This window comes from Paenibacillus sp. JDR-2 (genome assembly GCF_000023585.1).
GTDB lineage: Bacteria > Bacillota > Bacilli > Paenibacillales > Paenibacillaceae > Pristimantibacillus.
On record NC_012914.1, the window covers coordinates 5,330,431 to 5,357,251 of the forward strand.

17 protein-coding genes are annotated in these 26,821 nt (G+C 51.9%); 4 read left to right on the top strand and 13 right to left on the bottom strand.

The window, feature by feature from the left end; genetic code table 11:
- Positions 1 to 245 precede the first annotated feature (245 nt).
- From PJDR2_RS23450 to PJDR2_RS23485, 8 genes are all read right to left on the bottom strand, one after another.
- Positions 246 to 1,130, bottom strand: a complete 885-nt coding sequence (locus tag PJDR2_RS23450) for an ADP-ribosylglycohydrolase family protein (protein WP_015846209.1) — start codon at positions 1,128 to 1,130, stop codon at positions 246 to 248.
- Positions 1,127 to 2,152 carry an AAA family ATPase gene (locus PJDR2_RS23455; protein ID WP_015846210.1) on the bottom strand — a complete coding sequence of 342 codons (1,026 nt, stop codon included), beginning with the start codon at positions 2,150 to 2,152 and terminating at the stop codon, positions 1,127 to 1,129. The genes PJDR2_RS23450 and PJDR2_RS23455 overlap by 4 nt, the downstream gene beginning before the upstream one ends.
- On the bottom strand, positions 2,142 to 2,816 hold the full coding sequence (pnuC, locus tag PJDR2_RS23460; RefSeq protein ID WP_015846211.1) for a nicotinamide riboside transporter PnuC: 675 nt from the start codon (positions 2,814 to 2,816) through the stop codon (positions 2,142 to 2,144). Before pnuC ends, PJDR2_RS23455 begins: the two co-directional genes overlap by 11 nt.
- Positions 2,817 to 2,828: 12 nt before the next feature.
- Positions 2,829 to 3,599 (bottom strand): NUDIX domain-containing protein, encoded by a 771-nt coding sequence (locus PJDR2_RS23465; RefSeq protein WP_015846212.1) that lies wholly within the window; start codon positions 3,597 to 3,599, stop codon positions 2,829 to 2,831.
- Positions 3,600 to 3,735: 136 nt separating this feature from the next.
- On the bottom strand, positions 3,736 to 9,627 hold the full coding sequence (locus tag PJDR2_RS23470; protein ID WP_015846213.1) for a DUF3320 domain-containing protein: 5,892 nt from the start codon (positions 9,625 to 9,627) through the stop codon (positions 3,736 to 3,738).
- A 270-nt stretch (positions 9,628 to 9,897) separates the two neighbouring features.
- Entirely contained in the window at positions 9,898 to 10,554 is a 657-nt protein-coding gene (locus PJDR2_RS23475) for a M48 family metallopeptidase (RefSeq protein WP_015846214.1), read from the bottom strand.
- 135 nt (positions 10,555 to 10,689) lie between these two features.
- The gene (locus PJDR2_RS23480; protein ID WP_015846215.1) at positions 10,690 to 11,598 is read right to left on the bottom strand and encodes a formylglycine-generating enzyme family protein; all 909 of its coding nucleotides are present in this window, start codon (positions 11,596 to 11,598) and stop codon (positions 10,690 to 10,692) included.
- 118 nt (positions 11,599 to 11,716) lie between these two features.
- Positions 11,717 to 12,352 (bottom strand): glycoside hydrolase family 11 protein, encoded by a 636-nt coding sequence (locus tag PJDR2_RS23485; RefSeq protein ID WP_015846216.1) that lies wholly within the window; start codon positions 12,350 to 12,352, stop codon positions 11,717 to 11,719.
- A gap of 447 nt (positions 12,353 to 12,799) precedes the next feature.
- Between PJDR2_RS23485 and PJDR2_RS32085 the strand changes: the two genes are divergently transcribed.
- Complete coding sequence (locus PJDR2_RS32085) at positions 12,800 to 18,880, top strand: S-layer homology domain-containing protein (RefSeq protein ID WP_015846217.1); 6,081 nt, start codon at positions 12,800 to 12,802, stop codon at positions 18,878 to 18,880.
- Between the two features lie 169 nt (positions 18,881 to 19,049).
- On the top strand, positions 19,050 to 19,493 hold the full coding sequence (locus PJDR2_RS23495) for a very short patch repair endonuclease (RefSeq protein ID WP_015846218.1): 444 nt from the start codon (positions 19,050 to 19,052) through the stop codon (positions 19,491 to 19,493).
- Positions 19,494 to 19,568: 75 nt separating this feature from the next.
- On the opposite strand, the gene PJDR2_RS23500 is transcribed toward PJDR2_RS23495, so the two are convergent.
- From PJDR2_RS23500 to PJDR2_RS32560, 5 genes are all read right to left on the bottom strand, one after another.
- Entirely contained in the window at positions 19,569 to 20,795 is a 1,227-nt protein-coding gene (locus PJDR2_RS23500; protein ID WP_041614598.1) for an RtcB family protein, read from the bottom strand.
- Positions 20,796 to 20,953: 158 nt separating this feature from the next.
- Positions 20,954 to 22,462 carry an alpha-glucosidase/alpha-galactosidase gene (locus PJDR2_RS23505; protein ID WP_015846220.1) on the bottom strand — a complete coding sequence of 503 codons (1,509 nt, stop codon included), beginning with the start codon at positions 22,460 to 22,462 and terminating at the stop codon, positions 20,954 to 20,956.
- 99 nt (positions 22,463 to 22,561) lie between these two features.
- Positions 22,562 to 23,491 carry an AraC family transcriptional regulator gene (locus PJDR2_RS23510; protein WP_015846221.1) on the bottom strand — a complete coding sequence of 310 codons (930 nt, stop codon included), beginning with the start codon at positions 23,489 to 23,491 and terminating at the stop codon, positions 22,562 to 22,564.
- Between the two features lie 64 nt (positions 23,492 to 23,555).
- On the bottom strand, positions 23,556 to 24,035 hold the full coding sequence (locus PJDR2_RS23515) for a hypothetical protein (RefSeq protein WP_015846222.1): 480 nt from the start codon (positions 24,033 to 24,035) through the stop codon (positions 23,556 to 23,558).
- A 93-nt stretch (positions 24,036 to 24,128) separates the two neighbouring features.
- Positions 24,129 to 24,671: a YkvA family protein gene (locus tag PJDR2_RS32560; RefSeq protein WP_015846223.1), complete on the bottom strand. Its 543-nt coding sequence runs from the start codon at positions 24,669 to 24,671 to the stop codon at positions 24,129 to 24,131.
- A 231-nt stretch (positions 24,672 to 24,902) separates the two neighbouring features.
- Between PJDR2_RS32560 and tlp the strand changes: the two genes are divergently transcribed.
- Together tlp and PJDR2_RS23530 are read left to right on the top strand one after the other, a co-directional pair.
- Positions 24,903 to 25,115 carry a small acid-soluble spore protein Tlp gene (gene tlp, locus PJDR2_RS23525; RefSeq protein WP_015846224.1) on the top strand — a complete coding sequence of 71 codons (213 nt, stop codon included), beginning with the start codon at positions 24,903 to 24,905 and terminating at the stop codon, positions 25,113 to 25,115.
- Between the two features lie 120 nt (positions 25,116 to 25,235).
- Positions 25,236 to 26,813 (top strand): acyl-CoA synthetase, encoded by a 1,578-nt coding sequence (locus PJDR2_RS23530; RefSeq protein WP_015846225.1) that lies wholly within the window; start codon positions 25,236 to 25,238, stop codon positions 26,811 to 26,813.
- Positions 26,814 to 26,821 lie beyond the last annotated feature (8 nt).

Below are 26,821 nucleotides of genomic sequence, written 5' to 3' on the forward strand. Positions count from 1 at the left end.
GCATACAGCAAAATGGGCTGAAATCCACCTAAATAACCTCAAAAGCATAAATTTAGTGGACCGGATCCAACGTAGAGAGACGCAGCAACAAAAAAGAGTAAATTTACTGGAGGAAATCCATTCTGCTGAGAGCCCACCTTTACTACTTGCTGCAAACAGTTGACCTTTTCAATGAAAAAGAGGCCCCCACTGTCATCCAAGATGACTTACGGGCAGCCCCCTTTATCATACTCGCTGTCTATCGCCTACACCCTCTCACTTTCCCGCAATGCGAGAAGTGAGTCTCCCAGCTCCATGAGCTCGTGCCTCAGCAGGATTTTATCCGTATACTTGGACGGAATCCCGTCGTATCCCGAGTAAATACCGGCAAGTCCGCCTGCGATGGCGCCAATGGTATCGGAATCGCCGCCTTTGTTGGCAGCACGCTGCACCGCATCGCCGTAACTCTCTGCCACAAGCAGATGATGGACAACCCATTCCATCGTGTGAACAACAAATCCGTCCGGCGGAGAGGCCGGCACGGCACCGCTCAGTAGCTGTTCATAACGGTTTCCGGTTATTTCGGCGCGGATGGCCGCAGTCAGCTGTTCGCCTTCCAGCAGTCGAGCGGCAATCCGGTTATAGATGAGACAAGCTTCCGCCGCCAGCGGATCCTCATGCGTCATCTCCGACTGACGTCTCGTTATCTCTTCCATCAAAGCCGCATCCCCATAAGCAAGAGCAACTGGCAAACAACGCATCAACGTTCCGTTCCCCGCCGTTTTTCCGCCAAGCAACTTACCAGCCTTTCTCGCCGCCTCCGGCCAGCTTCCGTCATAGAGACCCAATACCGTCCGGATGATATTGCCGATATCCTTCGGATCGGTAGCCTTCCACGCCATAAAATACTCCCCGATCGCCTCAATCGGATCCTGCGGATTGCGCAAAATACCTCTTGCTACCGCTATCGTCATCGCCGTATCATCCGTAATCTCTCCGGCTTCAAGCTGCCAGACGCCTCCGCCAACGATCTCTTCCAGCCAGCCGTGCTTGCGCCGGATTTCCGCTTCGCTCATAAACTCCGTTGTTCCGCCGAGCGCATCGCCAACCGCAACCCCAAACAAACCGCCCAGAATTCGGTTCCTCATCATCGTAAGACCTCCATCCATTCATATGGATTTCTGTATTTCTCGTAGCGCCCGAGAACGGCTTTTACCTGCTGCACCCTCTCCTCCAGACTGCCGCGAAGCGGAATAAAAGGAATTTTGCGCTCAATCAGATCCGCCACGATCTGTTTCTGGAAAATAGACCGGTTCACCTCACCCGAGCGGTCCGGCGTATCGTCATACGGAATATCATCCTCGCATAAGAAGACGAGGTCATATCGCGAAACGCAGTGGACCGCCATCTCTTTCAGTTTGGGATGAGCCTCGCCATGATAATAGAGTGAAAACATATAGGTCGTAATCGCGTTCGTATCGACAAACAGCGCATCCCTCGCCTCTAGCAGCAACCGCTCCTCCCGCTCCAGATGGCCCTCCGCAATCTCGACCAGCTGTTCCAGCGTCAAGCGGCGCTCAATCTGGTGCTCCTCCCAATATTCCCGGCCATACTCCGGCATCCAGACCGTCTGCAGCTCTACGGCCAAACGAGAGGCAAGCGTTGTTTTGCCGGTAGAAGGGGCCCCGAGAAATACGGCATTCGTAATAAGATCCCGGTAAACGGCTGGTTCCACCAAGCTTTTATTTTCAAACAAACCCTCTCTTACCTTGGTCCCGGATACGGGAAACGTCTCCCGAAGCGGATCGACCTGACGATTAACCGCCCCAAGCGCTTCGCTCATATGCTCGCCGTAGAATTCGCTGGAATAGAAATGAGTTACCTTCCGACCACCAAGCAGACCTAAGATATAATTCTCCTGTATACGCTTGACCTCAGGCGTATCTCCGCTGTCCGAAGGTCCGTCCCAAGCTTCCAGCACTTCCACGGTTGGATAGAGCTTGCGAATCCAGCGCGCCCGAACCGATAACGGCACAGGGGTCACCTCGGGGCTGTCGTAAATAACGACAATCAGATGGTCGACTTCGCGCAGCGCCGTCTCCACCACATGCTGGTGCCCGCGGTGAAACGGTGCAAATTTGCCCAACGTCAGCCCGACTTTTTTAACCGGCATACGTGTTCACCTCATTCTGCTGCGCCTGTATAGCTGAAGCTCTCCGCGCATATTCCCGCTTCCACTCCACAAGCCCCATAATCGCAATGCCGAGAAAAATAACATATAAGAACGATGTCGCGTACAGCTCCTTGTAGAAATACATGCCTATCGATAGAACGTCTACGACGATCCAGAAATACCAGCTTTGCAGGATTTTGTACGAGAGCAGGAACTGGGCGACCAGGCTAAGTGTAGCGATAAAAGCATCCAGATAAGGAATAGACGCATCGGTATAACGCTCAAGAATGTAGCCCCACGCCACCGTGAACACAACCAGAAACGCAAGCAGCAGCGCAGCCATTCGCGGAGTCCAGGTTCTTGTTGGCCGAACGGCCGCCCCTTCGCGCTTGGTCATCCATACGGCCCAGCCATAAAGGCTAAGCACGAAAAAGAATACCTGCAGCGTCATATCCGCATACAGCTTTACGTCCAGGAACATATAGAAAAAGCAGGCTACGTTGACCAAGCTGATCGGCCAGGTCCACATTTTCTCCTTCGCGGTCAGCCATACGGCCGCCAGTCCGGTTGTTGTAGCCGCAATCTCGATAGCGCTCGACGACGTAAAATAAGCAACGGCCAGAATCGCCGCAAGCAGTCCCAGCATCGATAGATTTTGCTTCATGACAATCTCCTCCTAGCTATAAATCGAAAGCTCCGGCACAAAGCCTGTAAAACGGTACAGCTGCGCCGCACGCTGCGAATACTGATTGGATTGCTTCAGACTTCCGTCCGCGTGGCGGACTTCTTCAATTAGACCCTTGCGGCTTTGCGTGGAGGTCACTTTGCGGATAAAGTTCTTCTCCTCAAACGCCGGCACAACCGTCTGAATAATCTGATACAGCTCCCCAATCGTAAATTCCTCCGGTAAAAATTCCTTGGCGATTGGCTCAGTCACCATCTGCTGCTGAATCCGCCGGTAAGCGTCACGGATAATTCCATGATGGTCAAAAGCCAACTCCATCTCGAGCGCTTCGCTTAGCGGGAACAGCTGCACGTCCTCCGCATCATCCGATGCTTTTCTATCCTTCAAGTAACGCTCATTCACGAGCGCGCAGAACGCATGGCTGATCATCCAGCCCCGCGGGTCGCGTCCCGGCTTGCTGTATACCTTCAGAAATTCCATGCGCACCCGCTCGACACCGGCTTCCTCCTTCAGCTCCCGGATCGCGCATTCCTCCACGGTCTCGGTCTCGCGGGTAAACCCGCCCGGCAAAGCCCATTGCCCCTCAAAAGGCCACACCTTCCGCCGAATCAGCAGCACCTGCAGTTCCCTGTTAGGCAGAGCTTTCTTTCCCTTCTCTTTCTCTTGCGAGGTAATCGTAAAAATAACAATATCCGTAGGCGCGCCGTCGGGAGTCCGGTAGTTGCTTGCGGAATAATTCGTTTCGTTTTCGTTCAGGTTCAAGGTACTGGGCCTCCTCCGCAACTCATATTATCACTTTGATAATATCAATATGACATAATAAAAAGAAATGTGCAAGCACTTTCCGGAAAAAAGAAAAAACCGCCATACGCGAGGTAGGCGGTCATTCCCTTTACCCTTATTTCAAAACAATCCGTTCCTGCTCATCGGATTGCACGTAATCCAGCTCAATGGCTTTCTGAATGCCGTTTCGAATCACCCGGTCAAGCGCATTGCCTGATCTTGCATAGCCGAGTTGCTTCACAACCTGCTTGATCAGATCCTCTTGCGGCAGGCTGATTTGCGCTGCAAGGACAGCCTTCACCGCTGCCGCAACCTCCTCCGCAGGCAGCTCTTCCGCCGCCCGTCTTGCTTCTTCGGTTGCAACCCTGTACCGGTCGTAACCTGACGGTTCGCTGCCTTCCGGCCAGTAGAACACGGCTCCATCCGAGACCGTCTCCACAGGCTTAAGCCGTACAATCAGATCGGCGAGACGCTGATCAAGCTTAGCTCCAAGACGGGTTATGCCCCATGCCTGCAGCACCCGCTTAGCCAGCAGACTGCGGCTGATTGGCCCTTCCTGGCGGATGACCTGCTTGATCTGTCCAAGGATCAACTCCGTCGATGCGGGAGAATAGAAGTGGTCTGTTCCAAGCGAGACCGGTTCAAGCTGGCACGGGGTATACGAAAGCGACGAATCCTGCTTAACCGTCGTCGAGTCAACCGCTGCAGGTTCTTCCGAAGCTTCCGCAACATCCGCAGCAGTGGAAGAAGCGGACTCCGAATGAATCGTTACAGTAGGCTCAGATGGTACAGGCCGCTCTGCCACAGCCGTTATTTCCTTGGCTTGTTCCTTAGCTTTCTCTATAGCTCCGACCACCTGCCGGATAACATTCCCCTTGTTCTCCCACCATTCCGGACTCCATACGCGAACTAGGTTCCAGCCAAGCTGCTCCAGCACCTGCTCGCGTAAAATATCCCTGTCGCGAGCGGCCTCCGCATCCCGATACATCGGTCCGTCAAGCAATATCCCAAGCACGTATTGCCCTTTGTTCACCGGGTCAAGCACCCCAAGATCAATCCGGTAGCCCGACGCGCCTACATGCTGCTCCGTTTCATAACCAAGAGCCTTCAGCTCGTCAGCAAGGCTGCGATGAAGATTGGACACCAGTGAGATTTGCTCGGAGGCTGAGCTCGCCGGCAGCGCGCGCTGACCTTTTTCTGCGTAATCCAGGAAGGCTTTGAGGCCAAGAACGCCCTGCGCGCTGATTCGGCTCGCGTTCAAATGATGCGACATTAACGTCGAGTAAACCATCATTTCATATCTGGCACGGGATACGGCGACGTTCAGACGGCGCCAGCCGCCCTGCCGGTTCAGCGGCCCGAAGTTCAGATTCACCTTGCCGGCTGCATCCGGTCCGTAACCAACGGAGAACAGGATCACATCCCGCTCATCGCCCTGCACGTTCTCCAGGTTTTTCACAAAAATGGGCTCCGGAAGCTTCGCAAATAACAGATCCAGCTCCTGATCCTGCTTCATCGCTTCCTCGAGCAAATCCTCGATCAAGGTCTGCTGAACGGAGCTAAACGTTACGACCCCAATACTGCGCTGGCGCAAGACCGGATCCTTCACTCTTCGAATCATTTCCGCCACAACCGCTTCGCCCTCCGCCCGGTTCTGCTTCGAGCGACCGCGGTCATAATACCCTTCGATCGGTATGAGGGTCACGCTGGAGACCGGCTCATCCGGGGACGGAAAGGTCATCAGCTTGTTCTCGTAATAATGCGCATTGCTGAAAGCAATCAGGCTCTCATGCCGGCTTCGGTAATGCCAAGTGAGATGCCGCTCCGGCATGCCTAGCGCCAAGCAGTCGTCCAAGATGCTTTCCATATCCTGCAGCGCCTCTTCCTCATCCACCTCGCTTGAGTTCTTCAAGAAGAAGCTTGTTGGCGGCAGCTGCTTCGGATCGCCTACGATAACGGCTTGATGCCCTCTCGCGAGCGCTCCAACCGCTTGAGCCGTCGGCACCTGGGACGCTTCGTCAAAGATAACCAGATCAAACTTGGCGCCACTCGGATCCAAATACTGCGCAACTGAAATCGGGCTCATCAGCATGCAAGGCGTCAGCCTTGGAAGAAGATTCGGGATCGTCTCGAACAGCTTGCGAATGGAGAGATTCCGTCCCCCGCTGCGAATGGCTCGCTGCAAAATACCCGCCTCGGAGCTTTGCGCGGCTTCTACCGTCATTTGCGGGATTTTGGCCGATAAACGTGCCGCAATCTCCTGCTGGGTTAAGCTCAAATATTGGTGATCCGCGGCTCTGAACCTCTCGATCGTATCCTCGAATAATTTGCCCGAGAAGGCTTGCAGACTGTTATCCCTCGCAATCATGTAGTTGGCAATGGATTTGTACAGCCCTCTCTCATAGGCGGCAATCAGCTGGGCATTAGCGACCTGGCCTTCCTCATACGGCGTAATAAGAGACAACAAGCCTGCTTCTACCGCTTCCGTGCGGACCCTGCGCCAAGTCGTCCATTCGCGCAGCCGCTCCATATGCGTGGACCATAGCTTCGCTTTGTCGGCGATATATACAAGCCATTCCCCTGCATGTTCCGATGTCCGCAGCTTCTCGAATGGAATGCTCAGCAGTCTGGCTAGCTCCATCTCGTCTGCATTAATCTGTTGATCAAGACTTCCTACTCCTTGCAGGAGGGTAATCTGAGCCTGATCATGACGGCCATCCAGAAGGACATCCGTCATTTGCTGTCTCAAGGAATTCGCAGCAGTCCGGCTGCCGGACCATTGAACAAGCGTTGCTTGCAGCTTTTCTACCCAATCGCAGGCCGCAGCAAGCTCCTCCCATTTGCCGTCCTCCGCATCCGCCCATGCCTGACCAAGATAAGGCGCCACAGCTGCCTTCATCGCCTTCAGCTTCAACTCTTCTTCCTGCCAGGCGGTTAGTTCCACGAGAGCCGGCTTAACCTGATCCTTTGAGAAGGAAGAGGCGTTAGCTGCCAGACCTTTTAACCGTTTGGAAATACGCTTTTGCCCCGACCACTTCGGCAGGAACCATTGCAGCTCCGTCCGATCCCATTCCGCTAGAATGGATTTCGCATCGATTCGGGTGACTTCCGGGGTAAATCTAGCGAACACCTTCGCCCGGAGCTGATCTCTGCGCTTGCCCTGCTCGGCGGTTGCCCTCACTTGCGCTACAGCCTCTTCGATATCAGCAGCCTGAAGGAAGGCCGGCTTGATCTCGGGAACTCGGCTCGCCTGCTCGCAGAGCAACATCAGCACCTGAAGACGCTGGTAGCTGAGACTTTCCGCTACCACATTCAGCTGGAGACGGCTCTCCGCTTGACCTATTGCTTCACGCAGTTGAGCCAGCAGCGGAATATACCGCTTCAGCACCTGATCCGCTTCCGATTTGATCGCTTGCGAGTAGGTAGTAAGCTCAGCGTCGCTCAATGGGTGAAGATGCGGCTCTCCGCAATCCGCTCCCGCGATTTGCAGCCTTGCCGCGAGATCCTTCCAGAGGATCAGCTTTTCCGGCGTTAAGGCATCTATAGAAGCATCGTCGAAATAGACGACGGCAGGAGCCTCTCCCGCTTGTTCGTACCCGGCTATCGCTTCGAACAAGGTCATGCCGAAAGGATATTTACGGTGAAGAGCCGATACATAACCGTTCAGCTCGTTCCTGAGCTGGAACAGACGGTCCGCTTGGCTGCTCCAGGAATTCGGTGCCGGGATCTTTTTCGCCTCAATAGCGGCAGCTAATTGATCCAGAACGGATTTTTTCGTGCTCTTATTCGAATGCAGCTCCAGGCAAAACGGACCAAGCCCAATCTGCTCCAAACGGCGCTGCACGACGGATAAGGCCGCCATTTTCTCCGCGACGAACAAGACCCGCTTCCCTTGCGCCAGCGCATTAGCAATCATGTTCGTAATTGTCTGCGATTTGCCCGTTCCCGGAGGACCATGAAGGACAAAGCTTTGACCGCCTGCCGCTGCACGCACCGCCGATAACTGCGAGGAATCCGCGCTGATCGGAATCGATAACCGAGTCGGATGATCCAGATCAAGCGGAGTTGTCTCCTCCGGCTGCTCCTCCCATTTCAACTGGCCCTCCATCAGGCTGGCTACGATTTTATTGCGGGCAAGCTTATCGGCATGCGTGCGGATATCATTCCACATGACGAATTGGCCAAAGGAGAACAATCCCAGGTAGGCGGTTTCCTCCACATCCCATCTCGGAACCTGAATAAGCGCATGGCGGAACACATGGAATACTTGCTTCAGGGCAATGCCCTTCTCGTCGCGAGGCAGAGGGTCTAACCCGTCAATGCCGATGCCGTAATCCTGTTTCAGCATTTCCAGCAGCGTAATGTTCATCTGCGGCTCTTCGTCTCTGGCCCGGATGACATAGCCTTGTCGCGAAGACTTCCGGATAATATCAACCGGAATCAAAGCAATTGGAGCATAACGAGGCAGCTCGCTGACCGGAGTCTCATACCATTTTAGAAGGCCCAGCGCCAGATACAGCGTATTGGCCCCATTTTCCTCAAGGGAGACTCTGGCCGAACGGTACAGATGCACCATTCTTCTCTCCAGCTCCACCGCATCCAGATCGACGCGCAGACGCTTCCGGTTGAACTCCTCTCTCAGAAGCTGAGCGAGCGGGTGATCGTTATTAATGCTCTGGTACAAATCCGCATTCCGGCCGTTGTTCTGCCAGTCGTTAGGCTTCGCAAGCAGTTGGAATTCCTCGCCGTCCGCCAGCGCATCCTCCAAATCTCCTAACTGAGCCGTAATGACCGGAATACTCGACTTGGACAAACGGAAGTTAAGAAGCGAATTTCTAAGCGTCAGATCAAGCAGCCTGCGTTCCCATAGCTTCTGGCGTGGGGATTGCGATAAAGCATCCACTTCGAGCGGTTTGTCAAAAACATCAACAAGCCCGGGCGCCGCCGCATCCGTCTCGCCTGGTGTCACCGCTTGAGGCTCTACGATCCAGCCTTCCGGCGTAGCCGTACGAATCGGCAGCGGGCGTACCGCCGCAGACCGGGCTCTTCGAATATCCAGCACGCAGTCGAATTGGTCGGGATCCTGGAGATGTTTTTCGGCTAATCCAACCGCTTGATCAAAGCTTGCCGTATCTCCCTCCACGAAAGCCGTCGCTTCCACCACGCAAATCTGGTTCATGCCCGAAGCGATCCGCTTCGTTAAGACGGAGATATCATCCTGCACGCTTTCCGCAAAGGTCTCCTCCTCCAGCCACAAGCCGGAGAACGCATGCCCCTTGGTAAAGACGAGCAGCGGATGCAGCCCAACCGCCTCCAGACAAGCCGTGTAGAGAAGAGACAGGTCCAGACAATTGCCCATGCGATGCGTAAAAATCGTCTCCGGCAAGCGAACGCGCTGCCCAATGACTTCAAAGCTTGGCGGCGCCACGTTATACGCGATTTTCCGGTTCTGCAAAGCTGCGTAAATGGCAGCCGCTTGCGTGCGTACCTTGTTCGGGTCCTTGCTCTGGTAAGCGGTGAACGAGGAGCTTCCGGTCCATTTGGCCAAAATATCCGCTGCCTCCCGGACGACCTGCGCAATATGATGATGATTCGGCATGACAAAAGCAGCCGTCAGCTCCGGCAGCACGGCAAGCCCGCTCCATTCATCGAAGGCTAATACGGCTATCGTCCCGCGCTCGCGGTAGACTTCCGAGTCCCCTTGAAGCACCTGCAAAGTAAGCGTCCCGGTCAACCGTTCGGACAGATTCGCCAGAAAAGACGCCGACATCTGCAGATTTACCGTTCCGAGATTCAGCGATTGGCCAGCTGGTAGGAGCGTGAAGTTTTTACTCCACTCATAAGCGAATTCGGGCTCGGATGTAATCCGGACCGTAAAGTTAGAAAGATCTTCTTCCGTATGATTATGTATCTCTATCGATCTGACGACCGGGACGTGATTCTGCTGGATGCCGTAATTGACAATCTCACTGTAGGACCAATCGCAGGATATTTGCTTATTTTCCAAAGGTTCTTGACCTCCTTGCTATTCAGTTTCTATCAAATGATGTCAGTAGATTTACTATTTACTATTTACTATAGCACTAAAGAATTAGGATTTCTGCTAAATTCGACACCGTTCTGAGTTCCCGTGACAGAAAAAAGAGAGAGATTCAAACTGGATCCTACAGTTGTTGGGCTGTAAGAACCGTTTTGTTCCTCTCTCTTTTTTAAACAGATCGCTCCACTATTATACTGTTACATCCCAACAATCATGTCTATAGATAAAAACTGGCAACTACAACGTCAGCGCCTGCCCATAACGGGCCAGATACGCTTCCTTGTCCTTGTAATCGGGCATGATGCTTCCGACCAGACGCCAGAAGGATCGGTCATGGTTCATATGCGTAAGATGGCAGAGCTCATGGATAATAACATAATCGATCACCTCAACCGGTGCCATTGCGAGGCGGTAGTTGAAGGTCAGCTTTTTGCTGGAGCTGCAGCTCCCCCACTTGGTCGCTGACTCGACAATGTCAACCGACTTGGGCTTTACCTTCAGCTTCTCCTGATACGGCTTAATCCGCTCCGCTACAACCTTCTTGCAGCTGGCAAAATAAAACTTCCGGAGATTCAGCTTCAGCTCCTCTTCCGTTAAGCCTTCCGTCTCGATCAATTCATGGAGAGAATAGTATTTACCTAGGTGAAGGAATCTTCCTTCGTCCTCATACTCCCTGGTCTTAGGCGCTGCTGCTTGTACCTTCTCAATAGCCTGCAGTCTGCTCACGATTTCTTTTTCATGCTGCTTCACAGCTTGCTGAATCACTTCATCGCTTGTATCGTTAGGAGCCTTCACCGTAATGTGCCCCATCGAATCCATCTGGAGATACAGCTTCTTTCTGACGCCATAAAGGACGTTCACGTCTATTGTGTAATTATCTAGCTGGATTTTCATAGTCACCATCGTTCCTCATCATTGTATAGGTATAACAATAACACAAAGCACATCCCATCAGCCGCTGGTTCTTCACGAACCTCGCTTCAGACAAGATGTGCTTTTCATGATCATTCCTATATGCTCGGCCACCTTCTACTCCCCGCGAACCAATCGAAAGCCTTGATCCGGCCCAAAGCCGTTTGGCTCGAACTTGCCCCGGAAGGCAGACACGGCGCTGCCGATATCGCCAATCCATCCGCCGCCTTTGACGACCCGCATCGCGCCTTGCGGTACATCCTGCCCAACATACCAGTCCCAGCACCATTCCCGTACATTCCCCGTCATATCGTATAAGCCTAATTCGTTAGGCTTCTTGATGCCGATCGTTTTGGTCGTATCGTGATTGTTCTCTATCGCGGGCCAGGTCCAGTCTCCCTCTAGATACTTGTCCCCGGCGTTTCTCCAATACCAGGCGACTTCATTCACGTTATTGCTTCCGCTGTAGGTAAAGCTCTTGCTCTGCTGTCCGCCGCTAGCGGCATATTCCCATTCCTCCTCCGTCGGCAGCCGGTAACCGTTAGCGCCTTCGTTAATCATAACCGTCCATTTGAGCTGATCGTTCTCGCTCTTGTTATTCGGATCCTTCGTATTCTTGTCTACGCTGTAATAAGGCTTAAGCCCTTCCTTCACGCTTCTCGCATTGCAATATTCAATCACGTCGTACCAGCTGACCATCTCGACCGGCTGCTTGGCGCCGCTGAATTGGGAGGGGTTGCTTCCCATCACGTTAACCCACTCTTCCTGCGTGACCTCGTATTTGCCGATATAAAAGTCCGGAAGCTTGATTTCTTTGCCATGGTAGCTGGATTTCGTATTGGCAAAAGCTCCGCCTTTCACCAGCACAAAGCGGTCATCCTTCTTGTCCTCCGACTTGGCAGGCTGAACCACGGCTGCGTCTTGAGCAGGCTTTTTCTGCGCGTTCTTATCCGGCTGCGGCTCCTCCGAGCAAGCGCTAACCAAGATTAATGCTGCTAATAGAGAGCAGGTTAAAAGCTTTCTCATCGGTTATTCTCCTTTGAGCATTCGAAATAGAGAAGGCCGCCGTCAGGGAGACCGGCCGGCCTTGGCTCTTTTTATTCCTATGGTAAAAGCAAGCAGGCTCTCTTAGTAACTTATTAGATTACCACACCGTTACGTTCGAGCTGCCGCTGCTTTGATAGCCTTCCGTCGCGAGGACCTGGTAGGACCAGCTGCTGCCCAGGTTCATGCCTTTGCTCTTCCAAGCGTTAACATGGTTGGCGAACGTAATGGCGACGTTGCTGCCAGTCGCTCTCTTCGATTGACGGACGCTCCAATACTGCGTGAAGGTAGCCGTTCCATCGATGGATGGCGCGTTGACGCGTTGAGCCGTGTAGATGTCGTAAGTGCCGCCGTCGCTGCTCACCGTCCCTTTATAAGTACCGGTAGGCCGGTATGTACCCCAGCTGTCTACCACGTAATATTCAATCAGGGAGTTTCTAGTCCAGCCATACAGGGTCAGATAGCCATTGCCGCTTGGCGCCCATACGCCCGCGTTATAGTTGATTACCCGGGATGCCGAGCCGGTATTCCAGCCCTTGCCTACCACGAAGTTGCCGGTATTCGACCAATTCACGCTATAGTTGCCGCCGGAGCCGTTAACCGCGTTCACAGTTCCGCCGCCATCCGTCCAGTTCTGCCAGTAGTCTGTTGCCGCATTTGCCGTTGCCGCGAATAAACCGATGCTCATGGATGCTGCCAGTACTGCTGTCATAACCTTCTTTTTCAACTTAAACATAATCTACCTCCTGGGATTTGTATTGGCTTGTCACAACATTGTACCTACGACTTAACGTGAATCATCTCTGCGCGCTGATTCTCTATGAAGTAGATTGTTATTGTGTCTGACCCTCTCTGCTAAGCTTGGCGGCCACCTCCTTCTGAACAAGATTATAGAGAGAAAACGCTTACAAAATAAGGAACAAATTAAAGGGTTATCCCCCTTGGATTTCACTTGTATACAAGATTTTTGTTTTTGGAGCTCCATCGCAAAAAGTAAAGATAGTTCCATTACATGTAAAATTAATTGGATGAATACGCTTCCAAACTTTTCTATAATAAAGCGGCGTAATCGAATACGGAAGGGGGAACATCTGCGAGCTATTGCTTGGCATACGCATTCACCATCACATCTTAGACGAGACACTAGCAGCATGACCATCGTCCACAAAGGAGTGAGCAGGTAATGAAGATAAGCAATCCGCTTCAAAAAAGCCTTTCATTTGTTCTAGCGCTTGTTCTCGCTATTCCATTAATCTCCCCTGCCAAGGCTGCTGCCGCCGAATCGGCGCCAACCATGGTTACCATTGACGGCGACGCCGCCGATACCAACCCTGCCAATACGTTCAAAGGCTACGGCCTTGTGTCCGCCAACAATACATCCCGCCTGCTGCTGGACTATAAGGAAGAGCATCCCGACCAGTACTGGGAAATGATGAATCTGTTATTCAATCAGGACACCGGAGCTGGCATCAACGATATTAAGATCGAGATGGGCAACGACTCCAACACCTCCTCCGGCACTGAGCCCTCCACCAAGCGGTCTGCTGACGAAGAAGCCAATGTCCGCCGCGGAGCCGGTTACATATTTGCAGCCGATGCCAAAACGATCAATCCCGACATTAAAGTCAGCATCCTCCGCTGGACGCAGCCAGGCTGGGTGCAGCCATGGAGCGACGGTAATACGGATCCTTCCCAGCCCGCTACACTAGCCGCCTACGAAAGAATGTACAAGTGGTACAAAGATACCGCTATTGCCATTCATAACACCTACGGCTACGACCTCGACTACATTAACCCGGACCGCAACGAGACAGGCACTCCTAACGTCAACTTCATCAAGTGGTTCGCGAACCGCATGCGCAGCGACGCGGAATTTCCTAACTACAACAAGATCAAGATTATTGCTTCCGACGAAAATACTTCCCTCAACATTCCGACCCGCATGCTGGCGGACCCGGATCTGATGAACGCCGTGGACGTGATGGCTTATCACTATAACATGGCGACCAGCGCCGACTACCTGAAAGTCAACGAGCAGAACCAGAAGGAAGTCTGGTACAGCGAAGGCGTTGCGCCTCAGACGTTCGCCAAGTACCGTGCCAATTCGGATGAAAAATTCGGCGGCGTCGCCAGCGCGCTGGACGTGGCCGGCCGCTTCATCGGCATGTATACGCAAGGCAAGCGAACGCATTACATGTTCCAGCCTGCGATAGGCGCTTTCTACAGCGGCGCTCCGTACAGCAGCAAGGAGCTAATCGGTGCAAGAGATCCATGGTCCGGCTACTACGTGCCAGACGTGGGTATTCAGACGGTCATGCAATTTACGCAATTCGCCGCCAATGACTGGATGTACATTCCGGACGCAAGTCTTGGCGTAATCGGCAGCCGCGGCAACAGCGAGATGGACGGCAATGCGGCCGGAGCGGAATATAACCGCCTTGCTTTTGTCAGCCCGGATAAGAAGGACTTCTCCGTCGTAATGGTTAATGACAGCGACCGGGTGGCGGAATACCAATTCGACGTGAAGAAAAATATCGCCAACGCCGGCAACCCGCTCCAGGTGTGGGAAACACGCGGTGCCGACGCCGGGCAGGCTTACGACGCCAACTGGTACAAGCAGCTTGCTAACCTTGCTTCGACCGACAATGGTGACGTCTATTCGTATACCCTTACGGTCAAACCGCATTCCATGGTCAGCGTGACTAGCACGACGGTCAACCCGAATACAGGCAATCCGCGCACGCCATATACGCGCAATAACGATATTCCGAAGCAATCCGTGTTGGATGTTGACGGAAGCAATCCTGCCGTCCTGTACGAGGATGATTTCGAATATGCGGATTATCCTGCGGACAGCAACGGCCTAAGCTACATGGAGCGTCGCGGAGGTACGCCTCGTTATACCGCCGACCAGGGCGGTGCCTTTGAGGTGTATCCGGGCATCGGCCAGGACGGCTCCAACGGCATGAAGCAGATAGTCTACTCCGGCAACAAGCCGGGTACTTGGGCAACAACGCCATTCTCGTACACCGTGCTTGGCGATGAACGTTGGGCGAACTATGAGACATCCATTGATTTCAAGATGGATCAGGACCCGACCCATACCGGAGACAACTATGTCGCGATCGGCATGCGCCATAAGCTGAACGGCACTACCTCCGATTCGGAATCCGGCTATAAGTTCCGGATCTATGCGGATGGAACATGGCGCCTGATCCGCTTGACCGCTACGGTTGCAAGCGGCACTTTAACAAGTTTTGATGCTTCCAAATGGCATCGTATCTCCATTAAAGGAGCCAGCCAATTCATTACCGCATCCCTAGACGGCGAAGTTGTAACAACCTACAACGATACGGCTAGCGGAGCTCCGCTCTCCGGTCAGGTCATGATTCAAACAAGCCTGCAGCAATCCGTTTTTGACAACCTGAAGGTTGAAGCGGTTAACGGTTATGTGCCTTACGCAACGGAACGGGTCGATGATCTGGATTCCCGCGTTACCTACCATGAAGGCAGCTTCCCATGGTCGCATAGCATATCCGGCGGTGCCGGCCGGTTGAACCGGACGATCTCCACCAGCGGAACAAGCATCCTGTTCAGCAGCACCTCCAAGACCGAGAGCACATTGAACCGTTGGTACATGGTCAAGAATGAAGGCAATACCGCGGCTTGGAGCTCGAACAGCACCAATGCATGGGCCGGCGAGACGGGCAGCTATGCCTCCCTCACCTTTAACGGAACCGGCATCTCCGTATACGGCCAAGGGCAAGGCACCAACGCGGTTGTCCGGATGGACGTGTACTTGGACGATTTTGGAACGGGCTATAATCATGACTCTTCGAAAAGAGTCGTTACGAGCAAAGCCTACGCCAACAACAGCAGCAGCCAGCTTATCTATCAGATCAGCGGCCTAACGCCAGGCGTGCATAATGTCAAAATCGTCAAAACCGCCGCGGCATCCGGCAGCGGCAACTACCTTTCCATTGAGAAAGCCGTCGTAACCGCCGATGCAGCGGATCCTACTTCTTTTGAACTGCCGTTTACCGGCACTGGCTTCCGTCTCGTAGGCGATACCGGAGCAGCAACGATTGATGTTGCGGTAGATGATAAGCCTGTTGGAACTAACGTTGCTATTCCTGCCGCCACGGTCAACCGGACGGACTCTTATTCCTATGAAGGCTTGAGCTATGGCCCTCATACGCTGAAGGTCGCAGTGAAGGACGGCAGCTTCTCCATCGATGCCATCGATATTTTGGGAGAGGTGTACGGAACGGTATCCAAAGCGGCTCTCGCCGACTTCATCACCGAGGTTAGCGAATATACGGAAGCGGATTACATGCCAACGGAATGGGGAGCTTTTACGGCGGCATTGGAAGCTGCTCAAGCGATTCTAGCCGACGAAGCGGCTACGCAATATAAGGTAGACCTTGCCTTTAACAACTTGAAGGATGCATCCAGCGCCCTCAAGCTGCGGATACAACCGGTGGCCGTCACGGGTACGTACCCAACAATTGTCGCAACCCGATCCGACCAAGCCGTTACGGGACTTCCGAACACGGTAAAAGTTACGCTTGCTGACGGAACAACGGATGCGGATGCAGCGGTTCATTGGCTGAACAACACGCCGGAGCGCTTCAATACACCATACACCAGCGTACAAGTGACCGGCGAGATTGTCGGCGGCAACAATCTGTCCATTACCGTGCAGGTCGAAGTTGTGCCCGACAACCTAGTCTATTTCATAGATCCCGGGATATCGGATAGTACAACAACGCCGCCGTATAATGCCATTAAAGCTTTAGTGGGAGATGCTCTGCTTAATAATACAGCCGACCAGCCTTCCACAGGCGATACCGTCTGGGGACATACGCCTACCGATGCGAACTATAAATATAAGGCTCTTACAGGTGCAGTCGTTGCAACGGATAAAAGCCAGACCGGGGTTTACGGCGCCGACACCATAAACAACCCGCTCGGCTACGTCCTTCCATTAGCCTCAGGCGACTATACCATTACTTCCTTCCATCGCGACTGGTGGAATAACACAAACAGGACGATGGATATAACCCTGAGCTACAAGGATGCAGACAACAATGTTGTCACCTTGCCAGTACGGACTGGTCTTATCGCTGGACCAGACGGCACAACGGTGACCTATGATTTTACCCTGCCTGTCGACAGCACGGTCACTTATTCGATTAACAACACTTATAGCGGCAACCAGGCGGCATTGATCAGCTACCTTGGTGTTGCGAAGCGGGTTGCAGACCCTGCGGATGTGCAGGCTCTCGAGACTGCAAAGAGTATTATCGAAGCAGCTGAGTATTCGGTATTTAAAGTGAAAGCTAACTCTGAGGATGAAGTGAAGGCATGGCTTGCGGATGCGATCCAAGGGCTGGATGGGTTGAGCGCAACCGGCGCTTCTATCGATAACATCACGCTCGATGCCTTCCAGGCTGCAACCGAAGATACCAACGGCAGCTTCAGCTTTACCGTTCAATTGTCGAAGGGGCTTGCGAAGGAGACAGCAGCTTATGAGGGAATTATTGCAGCGAAAGATACCGTTAAACCGGTTATCTCCTTGAACGGAGAAGCGGTCGTTAACCTGCCAACCGGCGCCGAATATACCGATGCGGGAGCTACCGCGCTGGATGATTGGGACGGCGATCTTACTGGAAGTATCGTTACGACGATTACGAACGACGTGAATGATGGTACTACGCTGGATACTTCCGTAGCTGGTACTTATACCTTCCACTACAACGTATCTGATGCTGCTGGCAATGCGGCGGATGAAGTGACTAGATCCGTTATTGTGAGCGAGGATCCGGATACAGTTAAGCCGGTTATCACATTGCTTGGTGATGCCACAGTTAATCTGGCGAATGGAGCTAGCTACACCGATGCTGGTGCTACCGCATCTGATGACCGGGACGGAGATATTTCGGATCAGATCATAACGACGATTACCAATAACATCAATGACGGAACAACGCTGGATACTTCCGTCGCTGGCAATTACACCTTCCACTACAACGTATCTGATGCTGCCGGTAATGCTGCCGATGAAGTAACTAGAACGGTTATTGTAGCGGAGCGGGTACAACCGCCAGTCGTAACGAATCCAACTCCTTCCGAACCGACAGTTCCTGCAACTACACAGGTTCTGACGAGTGGAGATCTGCAAAATGCGGTTTCGGGTACGATTACCGTCACTGTAGCTAACGGTAAGAATACAGTTCAGTTCCCTAGTAATGTCATACAGCTTGTGGGCGACAACACCCTGAAGCTTGTTATGGATGGCATGACCCTTTCATTTACGAAGGATGATCTGGCCGGGATCATGGGAGCTGTAACAGGTGCAAAAGCAGCTGGAGCAAAAATCAGTTTCACTGCCGTTAAAGTGCCGAACGGTGAAGTGAATAGTCTGATTAACAACCAGGAAGTTAATAGCACAGTGAAGCTGACAACAGCAAGCACTGTCTATGATTTCAGATTGTCGGTCATCGCAGCAGACGGCACGATTGTACCGGTATCAACTTTCGATGAACCATTGAAGCTTACGTTCACCGTTGATCCTAACGCGAATCCTGATCTGCTTGGCGTGTATTACATCGCAGCAGACGGAGCTTTGCAATATGTTGGCGGCACATTAGCAGACGGTGTGATGACAGCTTATGTTAAGCATTTCTCGCAATATGCCGTGCTTGAGTACGACAAATCGTTCACCGATGTCAGCCCAGCCTTCTGGGCACATGATATCATTCAACAGATAGCTGCCAAGCATATTATCACAGGTGTCAGCGACACCCTGTTTAATCCGGAAGACAATGTCACTCGCGCCGAATTTACTGCTATGATTGCTCGTGCACTAGGCCTTGAAGAGGTTGATGGATCAGCAATCTTCCTCGACGTGAAAGCCGACGCTTGGTACGCCGGTTATATTGGGGCTGTCAGCAAGGCGGGTATCGTAATGGGGCGCAGCTCCATTGCGTTCGCACCTAACGATGCTATTACTCGTGAGGAAATGGCAGTTATGGCTGTTCGGGCTTATGAGTATGTGAAGGGTAAGCAGGCTGAGGTTGAGAAGGATATTGCTTCATTTGCGGATAAGAGCAGCATTAGTGCTTGGGCACAGGATGCTGCGAGCCTTGCGCAGGAGCTCGGCTTAATTAAAGGCAGAAGCAATAATCTATTTGCTCCGCAAGCGCTTATGACCCGCGCTGAAAGTGCGCAGGTTATGGGGAATTTGATTGGTCAGTTATAAAACTAAAAACAGAAGCCATTTCCTTGAGGAAATGGCTTCTGTTTTGCAATAATATACTACGTTATTCTAATAAAATCTCCGATAATTCATACAAGTATGTCTAACATCTCTCATGAAATATAATATAATAAAAAAAGAACATATGTTCTCATTTTATATAAGGAGTGTGTTGGATATTAATAAGACCAATCTTAAAAGCAATTTTATGGGGAGGGTAAAAAGTAAAAACACTAAATTAGAACAATCCGTATCTAAGGCTCTCTGGAGAAAAGGTTTTAGATTTCGGAAAAATGTTCTTTCATTGTACGGCAGACCTGATATAGCGGTAAAAAAGTATAAATTAGTCATTTTTATTGATTCTTGTTTCTGGCATGGATGTGAACGGCATTTTAAGCTGCCATCTAAGAATTCGGATTACTGGATGAATAAAATCAGCCGTAACCGAGAGAGAGATTTAGAAGTTACCCAGTATTACGTCGATAATAATTGGATTTTGATTAGAATATGGGAGCATGATCTCAAAGCTAATTTTGAAATAGTTATTATTAAACTATGCATAAAAATTTTGAGAGCTAGATTTAGACATCTCAATAAAAATCCCAAAACAAAATAATACTCCCGATTTTAGAAGCTACTTTATTTGTAACATAATCACCAAAACTATTAAAACTAGGCTAACTAATTTTCATTAATCCTTATAAGGATCAAACTCATCCGCTCCAGCCATACAAACACCAATCGGCTTCAGCACATTCATGATCTCAATCGTCTCAACATGAGCATCCAGTACTTCTTGAAGCTTCCGGTAAACAAACGGACTCTCGTCTGTCCCTGCCCCGCGCAATTCAACACCATAATTCCGCACTGCATCCTTCATTTGCTCAATTGTAATTTGACCGCCGCTTCGAGTTCGGGTTTTCCAGTTCATTTTACCTGCCGCTTGCGTCCGGCTCATAACTCTTCCCGCCCCATGCACTGTACTATAGAAGGAATCCTTGTTCTCTATGCTGTCCTTTCCTTTTACAATGACGGAGATGTCCCCCATGCTCCCACCGATAAAACCAACCTGACCTGGCGCAGATGGCGTTGCGCCTTTTCTAACGACAACGACTTCTTTTCCATTATGGATCTCTTTCCAAGCATAGTTGTGATGATTATGGACTTCGAGGTCCGCATCGGCCCCTAGAATGGACAAGACTTGTTGTATAACATAATCTCGACCTGCGTACGCATAACGCCCTGCCAACTTCATCGCCCTATAATACATATCGCCAAGTTCACTTTTCAGTTCAAGTAATACAGGAGGTTGATCCATTTTCTCGCCGGGAGCTTTCCCAAAAAATTCTCTTCCTGCTGCGAGGTTTATAAAACCACTTGCTGTCTTGTGACCAAATCCACGGCTACCGAAATGATTAGCAATCCAGAGACGCCCCGTTCCCTCTTCTTCAAATAAATCTACGTAATGGTTACCACTGCCGACTGTACCTAGCTGATTGTGAGCAAGTGCTTTCAGCTTGTCATGTTCCTGTTTACCAACAGTTAGGTATGCAGCCCAATCTGGATCATCAAAGAGGTCATGGTCTACCTTCTCGTTATTGACTCGCCCTACACCGAAGGAAATTCTACGAGCTATCGAATCCATTATTTTCATTAATATAGGCCTAATATCGGCTGCCAATAAATTGGTCCGCACCGCTTTATTCCCACATGCAATATCGTAACCAACACCTGAAGGGGAAATTTGTCCGTCATATACAACAACTCCGCCAATCGGCTGACTGTACCCTTTATGATGATCCGCCATAAGAAGAGTTTGAACAACATTCCCATGCTCTGCGCATGTTTTCGCTTGCGCCAATGCTCCACTTTCAGGTGCACCCCAGACACGTACGCCGTCTATTGTTTGATATGCTATACAATCGCTCAACTCCTGTCATAAGATTGATTAAGCTTAGTATATAAAATCCATTCTCCCGAACAACAGGGTGAAAGTATTACGATGCAAGAAAATACCTACGGCATCCTCTCAAAACAAAAACTCGCCCAACACTCGAGCGAGTTTTCGTATATTTATCAAACCCCGGCCGCAGGCCGCTCCTTCGCCTTATCCGACTCAATCGCGTTGCGAGTCGCCGCTTCCCGATCCTGGCTGAGCTCCTCGACCGACTTCGTCTTCAGGCGCGCAGCGCCCTGATAATTCTCCCGCGTTGGCAACAGGTTACCACTTGCCAACCGCTCCTCCGCTGCCGCAATGGCTTCCGTATACTGCGGCAGCCACTTCGCCTGCGCGACGAGCAACTCGTCGACCATCTGCCAAATCTCCTTCGGGTTGCACACCGCGCCGGTGAGCGGGTCCATCATCATCGCTTGGCGGAGCAGCTTGTCGTCGCCGTGGACGGCGGCTTCTACGGCCATGCGTTGGACGGAGATGCTGACGTTGCAGACGGCTGCTGGGCCGAGCGGCAGGTCGCCGACTACCGGCATGTTGATGCCGTTTCGGTCGACATAGCCCGGCGCTTCGATAATCGCATCGTCCGGCAGGTTGGTGATGACGCCGTTATTCACGACGTTGAAGTGACCGCGGTAGACTCGGCCTGTCTCGAGGCCTTCAATAATGTAAGAACCATGCTCTTCGCCGCGGTTCTCAGCCGTGTACTTGAACGGCTCTGCCTTCATCCAGTTCGGGAAGTCGGTCTCGAACCAGTTGCGGCCTTCGGTGCAGACGCGCAGGTAACCGCCGGTCTCGCCGTTGATCCATACGCCAAGGTCAATCCAGTCCTTGATCTCATCGGCGCGTTTGCGGTACCACGGCACGTATTCGCTCAAGTGACCGTTGGATTCGGTGGAGTAGTAACCGAAGCGGCGCAGCATGTCGATGCGGACCTTTTCGGTCTGAGCGAATTCCGGTACCGATTCAAATGCCTCCAAGAGATCACCCGTACGGTCTACGCCATCCGTCTTAACCGAGATATACCACGTCTGATGGTTAATGCCCGCGCAGATGATGTCAACGTCCTTCTTCTCACGACCGAGCGCACGAGCGATTTGGTGATGGCCGCCTTGTACGCCATGGCAGAGGCCGATGGTACGTACACCGCCGTACTTGTTGCAAGCCCAAGTCAGCATAGCCATCGGGTTCGCATAGTTAAGGAGCAGCGCATTCGGCTCCGCCACCTCGCGGATGTCCTTGCAGATGTTCAGCATCTCGGCAATGCCACGCTGGCCGTACATGATGCCGCCTGCACAGAGGGTATCGCCGACGCATTGGTCGATTCCGTATTTGAGCGGAATGTCGATATCGTACTGGAATGCTTCAAGTCCGCCAATCCGCACCACGCAGAAGACGTATCGCGCATCCTTAAGCGCCTCTCTGCGGTTGGTTGTGGCTTGAATCTCGATGGACAAGCCATTTTCGTTGATGTCTCTTTGGACCAGCTGCGTAACCATGTCGAGATTATGTTCGTTAATGTCTGTAAAAGCAACCTGGATATCCTTGAACTCTGGCACGGCAAGCAAGTCTCTCATCAAGCCGCGTGTGAACCCGATACTTCCCGCACCTACAAACGCCACCTTAAAACTCATAAAAAACGCCTCCTCTTCGCCTATAAGGGTGTTGTCTTTCGTTACCCTTATTCTAGCAGGCGGAAAAAGAAGGCGTTTCCACATTCGCAACAGCTTGCGTTAGATGTTGTCAACTATTTCAACTTCATAATCGGTCCAGCTGGAGATCGTATTCTTGGATTTGCGGTATTCGGCAGGCGATATGCCTGTCATTTTCTTGAACAGCATGCTAAAATATTGGCGGCTGTTCAGCCCGATATGATCCGCCACCTCGATGATGGGCACATCCGTCCGGGCGAGCAGCATTTTGGCTTTATCCATACGCAAGTCCACCAGATATTCATTGATGGTCTTGTTCATATTCGATTTGAAAATACGCTGGAGATAGACGGGATGCAGATTAACCGCAGCCGCAATATCCTTGGCTTGAATCGCCGTATCGTAATATTGATGAATGTATTCCGTTGCTTGCCGCACGTAATGATGGATCTGGCGCTCCGTGCTATTTTTCGCCTCAACGGCAACCAGCCTTCCAACTCGGACGAGCAGCTGGGACATCAGAAGATTGGTCATCATCTCGCGGCCTTGCTCCTTGCCTTCGCCGCCAAGATCCAACTCGAATACAAGATTCCGCAGGTTCACCTGAATATCTTCATAGTCTCTCAGCACAATGGTATCAAGCCGCTGCTCCAAGAGCTTGGAGAACATCGGATTATGATTGGCCAGCTGGTTCATCGAGGGATAGATGCCATCGCAGGGCTGAAAACCAAACTCTACGTTCAGCATCCGGCACGGACTCCCGCTCTCGACGATGAGTCTATGCGGCACGCCGGCATCCAGCATAATAAGATCGCCTTTGCGCATCGCGATAACGTCCTTATTCGTCTCCACCGTGCAGTTTCCGGAAATGACGTACATGAACTCCGTCCAGTCGTGCTGATGGAAGCCCATATGGAAATCCTCCCACTGCTTGTAGTAATACGCCATGATCTTGGGCCGGAAATCCCCGGATTCTCTCCATTTCACCTCATAAAAGCTGTTCGTATTCATGCTTTTCCCACCTTTGCAACCGGTATAGCCTCTAAAGTCAGCATATACCTGCCGGCAAGGAAGGTCAACGCTCCCCGGTCTCCTCGCCCCATTGCTCCGGATATATTACAAAGTACCTGGTCCCCGGCTTCACGGTATAATGCTCGGTTTTAATGCCGTACAGCTTCAAGCGTTCCTTCAATCTTCGATAGTAGCTGTCGAGTCTGCCTCTATCCTTCTTGTTGCCGGGCTCAAGCTCCTGATGGTACCTGGCCGTAAAGATCATCTCGGAGGTACAGGACAACCCTTCGGTAACCATTCGGAATAACACGCAGACATCACCGGCAGACAGCTCCATGGCCTCGCCTCTCGCAAGCCACTCCTCTTTGCTAAAGTCCAAATATAGATCATAATACATCGGACGATGCTGATCATACACCTGCTGGAGCTGCTGCGCCGTCTCGGCCTCTTCCCAGCCGTCCGCATCCGAATGGATGTAGGCTAACACCTCTGTTGGCCTTGCCTCTATCGTTTCTCTCCCGCATCTCTCTTCCGTCACGTTCATGTTGCCGCTTCCCCCTAGCCTCTCCCGACTAACTCATCTTCCGATGCAAATACCCCGCTAACCATAAGCGAGGTACTTTCTAATATTTAACACTTATTTCGCAAAAAAAGTTGCAGCCTTATCCCGGTGCTCGTCCGTAATATGCGAGCTGATGGCCTTATAAGCGACAAAGATCGCGGTAGCGTCATCCCCGTATCCGATAACCGGGAAAATATCCGGTACAAGGTCGATCGGAAGTATCCAGTAAGCTAGCGCGCTGATTGCGGTAACTTTTACTTTTACCGGAGTATTGGGGTCCATCGCGCAATAGTACATCGCCACCGCTTCATGGGAAAAAGGCACCTTGCCCGCGTATTTTCTCACCTTGGACCAGAAGCCTTTGTTTACGTATTTCACTTGCTCCTCGTAGTCGCCAATCTTGGCGGCCCAGGAGTCGGTATCGACTTCTTCCTCCTGCCTTTCCGAAGGAGGCGATTCTACGCTGCTTGCAATCTCCTCATCCGACAAGTCGGCCGGAATAACCTCCTCTTGAATGAATCTTTCGTGGCACGCTTCGCATTTGGCCTGCCTGAGCTTCAAAGCTTCAACCTGATTTTTGTGCCCGCAATTTGGACATTCAACCGTAATTTCCGACATAGAGAGCCACCCTCCTATTTGAAAAAAGTTCTATATTCGCTTCCCGATATACAGCTGGATTGGTGTAAGCAGAGCTAAACAAGCCCTCTTATATAATTAAACAGAAAAACCAATCTTTAGACAATTAACTTTAGTTTATTTTTGCATAAAAAATCCAGTCTTTGGGCCACAATAGCTGTTGGGTGCTAAGCCGTGCCCGACTACCAACACGAATAAGGGGGAAATATCCGTATGGCAAAGCCGGACAATCGGACGGATAACGCAGAACATCTGCAAGAGCACATTGCGAACACGCAGCAGAACATCCAGGAGACTGAACAGTATTTGAGCGAGTTCAGCTCGGAGATCAGCGGCACGCAGCAAAACGAGCTGGAAGAGAAGAACGAGCGCCGCAGAGAAAGCGTTACGGAATTCGAAGAAGAGCTCTCAGACGAAGAGGGCTAAACAGTTAGGCCAGAGAAGACTTCCGCATTCGGCGGAAGTCTTCTTTTTCATGTTCGCAACCTATGCTATACTGTCGCTAATTAGCTGTGAATCACGCACTCGACAAAGGAGCAGGCCCTAATGAACTTCGATCAATGGATCGCACCCGAACAATATAACATCAGCTCTGAGATTGAGCGCCACAAGTCGGACAAGCTTGCGCTCCGCTTGCTGGACGATCAGGGGCATACCACGCACATTACATATAACGACCTGCTGAATCAAGTAAACCAGCTGGCGGGCGGCTTGAACGAACTAGGCCTGGCAAAAGGCGATCGCGTCCTCGTTATGGTTCCAAGAACCATCGAAGCGTATATGATTTACGTAGCCTGCTTGAAGCTTGGCCTTGTCATTATTCCATCCTCCGAAATGCTCCGGGCGAAGGATCTGTCCTACCGCCTCCAGCATTCCGAAGCGCGTGCGGTTATCGCATGGGCAGAAGGTGCCGCTGAAGTAGACAACATTACGGAAGAACTGCCAGAGCTGCAGTTCCGGATTGATGCTAGCGGCGGACAAGCGGATGGTTGGATCACCCTCGGCTCCTTAATGGAAGGACAGCCGGAAGAGCGCGAAGCCGAGGCTACCCATCGCGATGATATGGCGATTCTCGCTTATACGTCGGGGACAACCGGCAATCCAAAAGGCGTCGTTCACAGCCACGGCTGGGGCTACGCGCATCTGCGCATCACCGCTGCATGGCTTGGCATCCAAAGCTCCGATCTGGTCTGGGCAACCGCTGCGCCAGGCTGGCAAAAATGGATCTGGACGCCGTTCTTATCCGTGCTGGGCAGCGGCGCAACCGGCTTGATCTATAACGGTTCGTTCAGTGCGGAACGTTACTTGCGGATCATTCAGGAAAACCAGGTTCAAGTGATGTGCTGCACGCCAACCGAATACCGCATCATGGCGAAGACGGATGGCTTATCCGGTTACGACCTGTCGTCGATCCGCAGCGCGGTATCGGCCGGCGAGCCGCTTAACCAAGCCGTGATCAAGCAGTTCGAGGAGCTGTTCGGCTTCATCATCCGCGACGGCTACGGCCAGACGGAAAATACGCTGCTGATCGGCAATCTGAAGGATTCGCCTATTAAGATTGGCTCCATGGGCAAGTCTATCGTTCCGGGTCTCGTCGAGATTATTGATGACGAAGGCCGTCCGCAGCCGATGGGAGAGGTCGGCAGCATTGCCGTTCATACCGATATGCCTGCCCTGTTCAAGTCATATTACAAGGATCCCGATCGCAAAGGCGACAACATTGTTGGTTCGTACTTCATCACCGGCGACCGCGCAAGCAAGGATGAGGAAGGTTATCTCTGGTTCGAAGGCCGCGGGGACGATATCATTATCAGCTCCGGCTATACGATTGGACCCTTTGAGGTCGAAGAAGCCTTGCTCCGCCATCCATCTGTTAAAGAATGTGCAGCCGTCGCAAGCCCGGACGAAATCCGCGGCCATATCGTGAAGGCTTTTATCGTCCTGAGGGACGGCGTCTCCGGTTCCCCGGAGCTGGTCCAAGAGCTGCAGGATCACGTCAAATCCGTAACGGCGCCTTACAAATATCCGCGTAAAATCGAATTCGTAAGCGAGCTGCCGAAAACCAACTCCGGTAAAATCCGCCGGATCGAGCTTCGCCAACGCGAGGCGTTTCTGAACTCTTAAGCAAAATA

Bases quoted from the DNA above. Each gene is read 5' to 3' on its own strand.
- PJDR2_RS23455 (WP_015846210.1), bottom strand. From the start codon at position 2,152: ATGCCGGTTAAAAAAGTCGGGCTGACGTTGGGCAAATTTGCACCGTTT.
- tlp (WP_015846224.1), top strand. From the start codon at position 24,903: ATGGCAAAGCCGGACAATCGGACGGATAACGCAGAACATCTGCAAGAG.
- PJDR2_RS23480 (WP_015846215.1), bottom strand. From the start codon at position 11,598: ATGAGAAAGCTTTTAACCTGCTCTCTATTAGCAGCATTAATCTTGGTT.
- PJDR2_RS23450 (WP_015846209.1), bottom strand. From the start codon at position 1,130: ATGATGAGGAACCGAATTCTGGGCGGTTTGTTTGGGGTTGCGGTTGGC.
- PJDR2_RS23475 (WP_015846214.1), bottom strand. From the start codon at position 10,554: ATGAAAATCCAGCTAGATAATTACACAATAGACGTGAACGTCCTTTAT.
- PJDR2_RS23505 (WP_015846220.1), bottom strand. From the start codon at position 22,462: ATGAGTTTTAAGGTGGCGTTTGTAGGTGCGGGAAGTATCGGGTTCACA.
- PJDR2_RS32560 (WP_015846223.1), bottom strand. From the start codon at position 24,671: ATGTCGGAAATTACGGTTGAATGTCCAAATTGCGGGCACAAAAATCAG.
- PJDR2_RS23510 (WP_015846221.1), bottom strand. From the start codon at position 23,491: ATGAATACGAACAGCTTTTATGAGGTGAAATGGAGAGAATCCGGGGAT.
- pnuC (WP_015846211.1), bottom strand. From the start codon at position 2,816: ATGAAGCAAAATCTATCGATGCTGGGACTGCTTGCGGCGATTCTGGCC.
- PJDR2_RS32085 (WP_015846217.1), top strand. From the start codon at position 12,800: ATGAAGATAAGCAATCCGCTTCAAAAAAGCCTTTCATTTGTTCTAGCG.
- PJDR2_RS23530 (WP_015846225.1), top strand. From the start codon at position 25,236: ATGAACTTCGATCAATGGATCGCACCCGAACAATATAACATCAGCTCT.
- PJDR2_RS23485 (WP_015846216.1), bottom strand. From the start codon at position 12,352: ATGTTTAAGTTGAAAAAGAAGGTTATGACAGCAGTACTGGCAGCATCC.
- PJDR2_RS23515 (WP_015846222.1), bottom strand. From the start codon at position 24,035: ATGAACGTGACGGAAGAGAGATGCGGGAGAGAAACGATAGAGGCAAGG.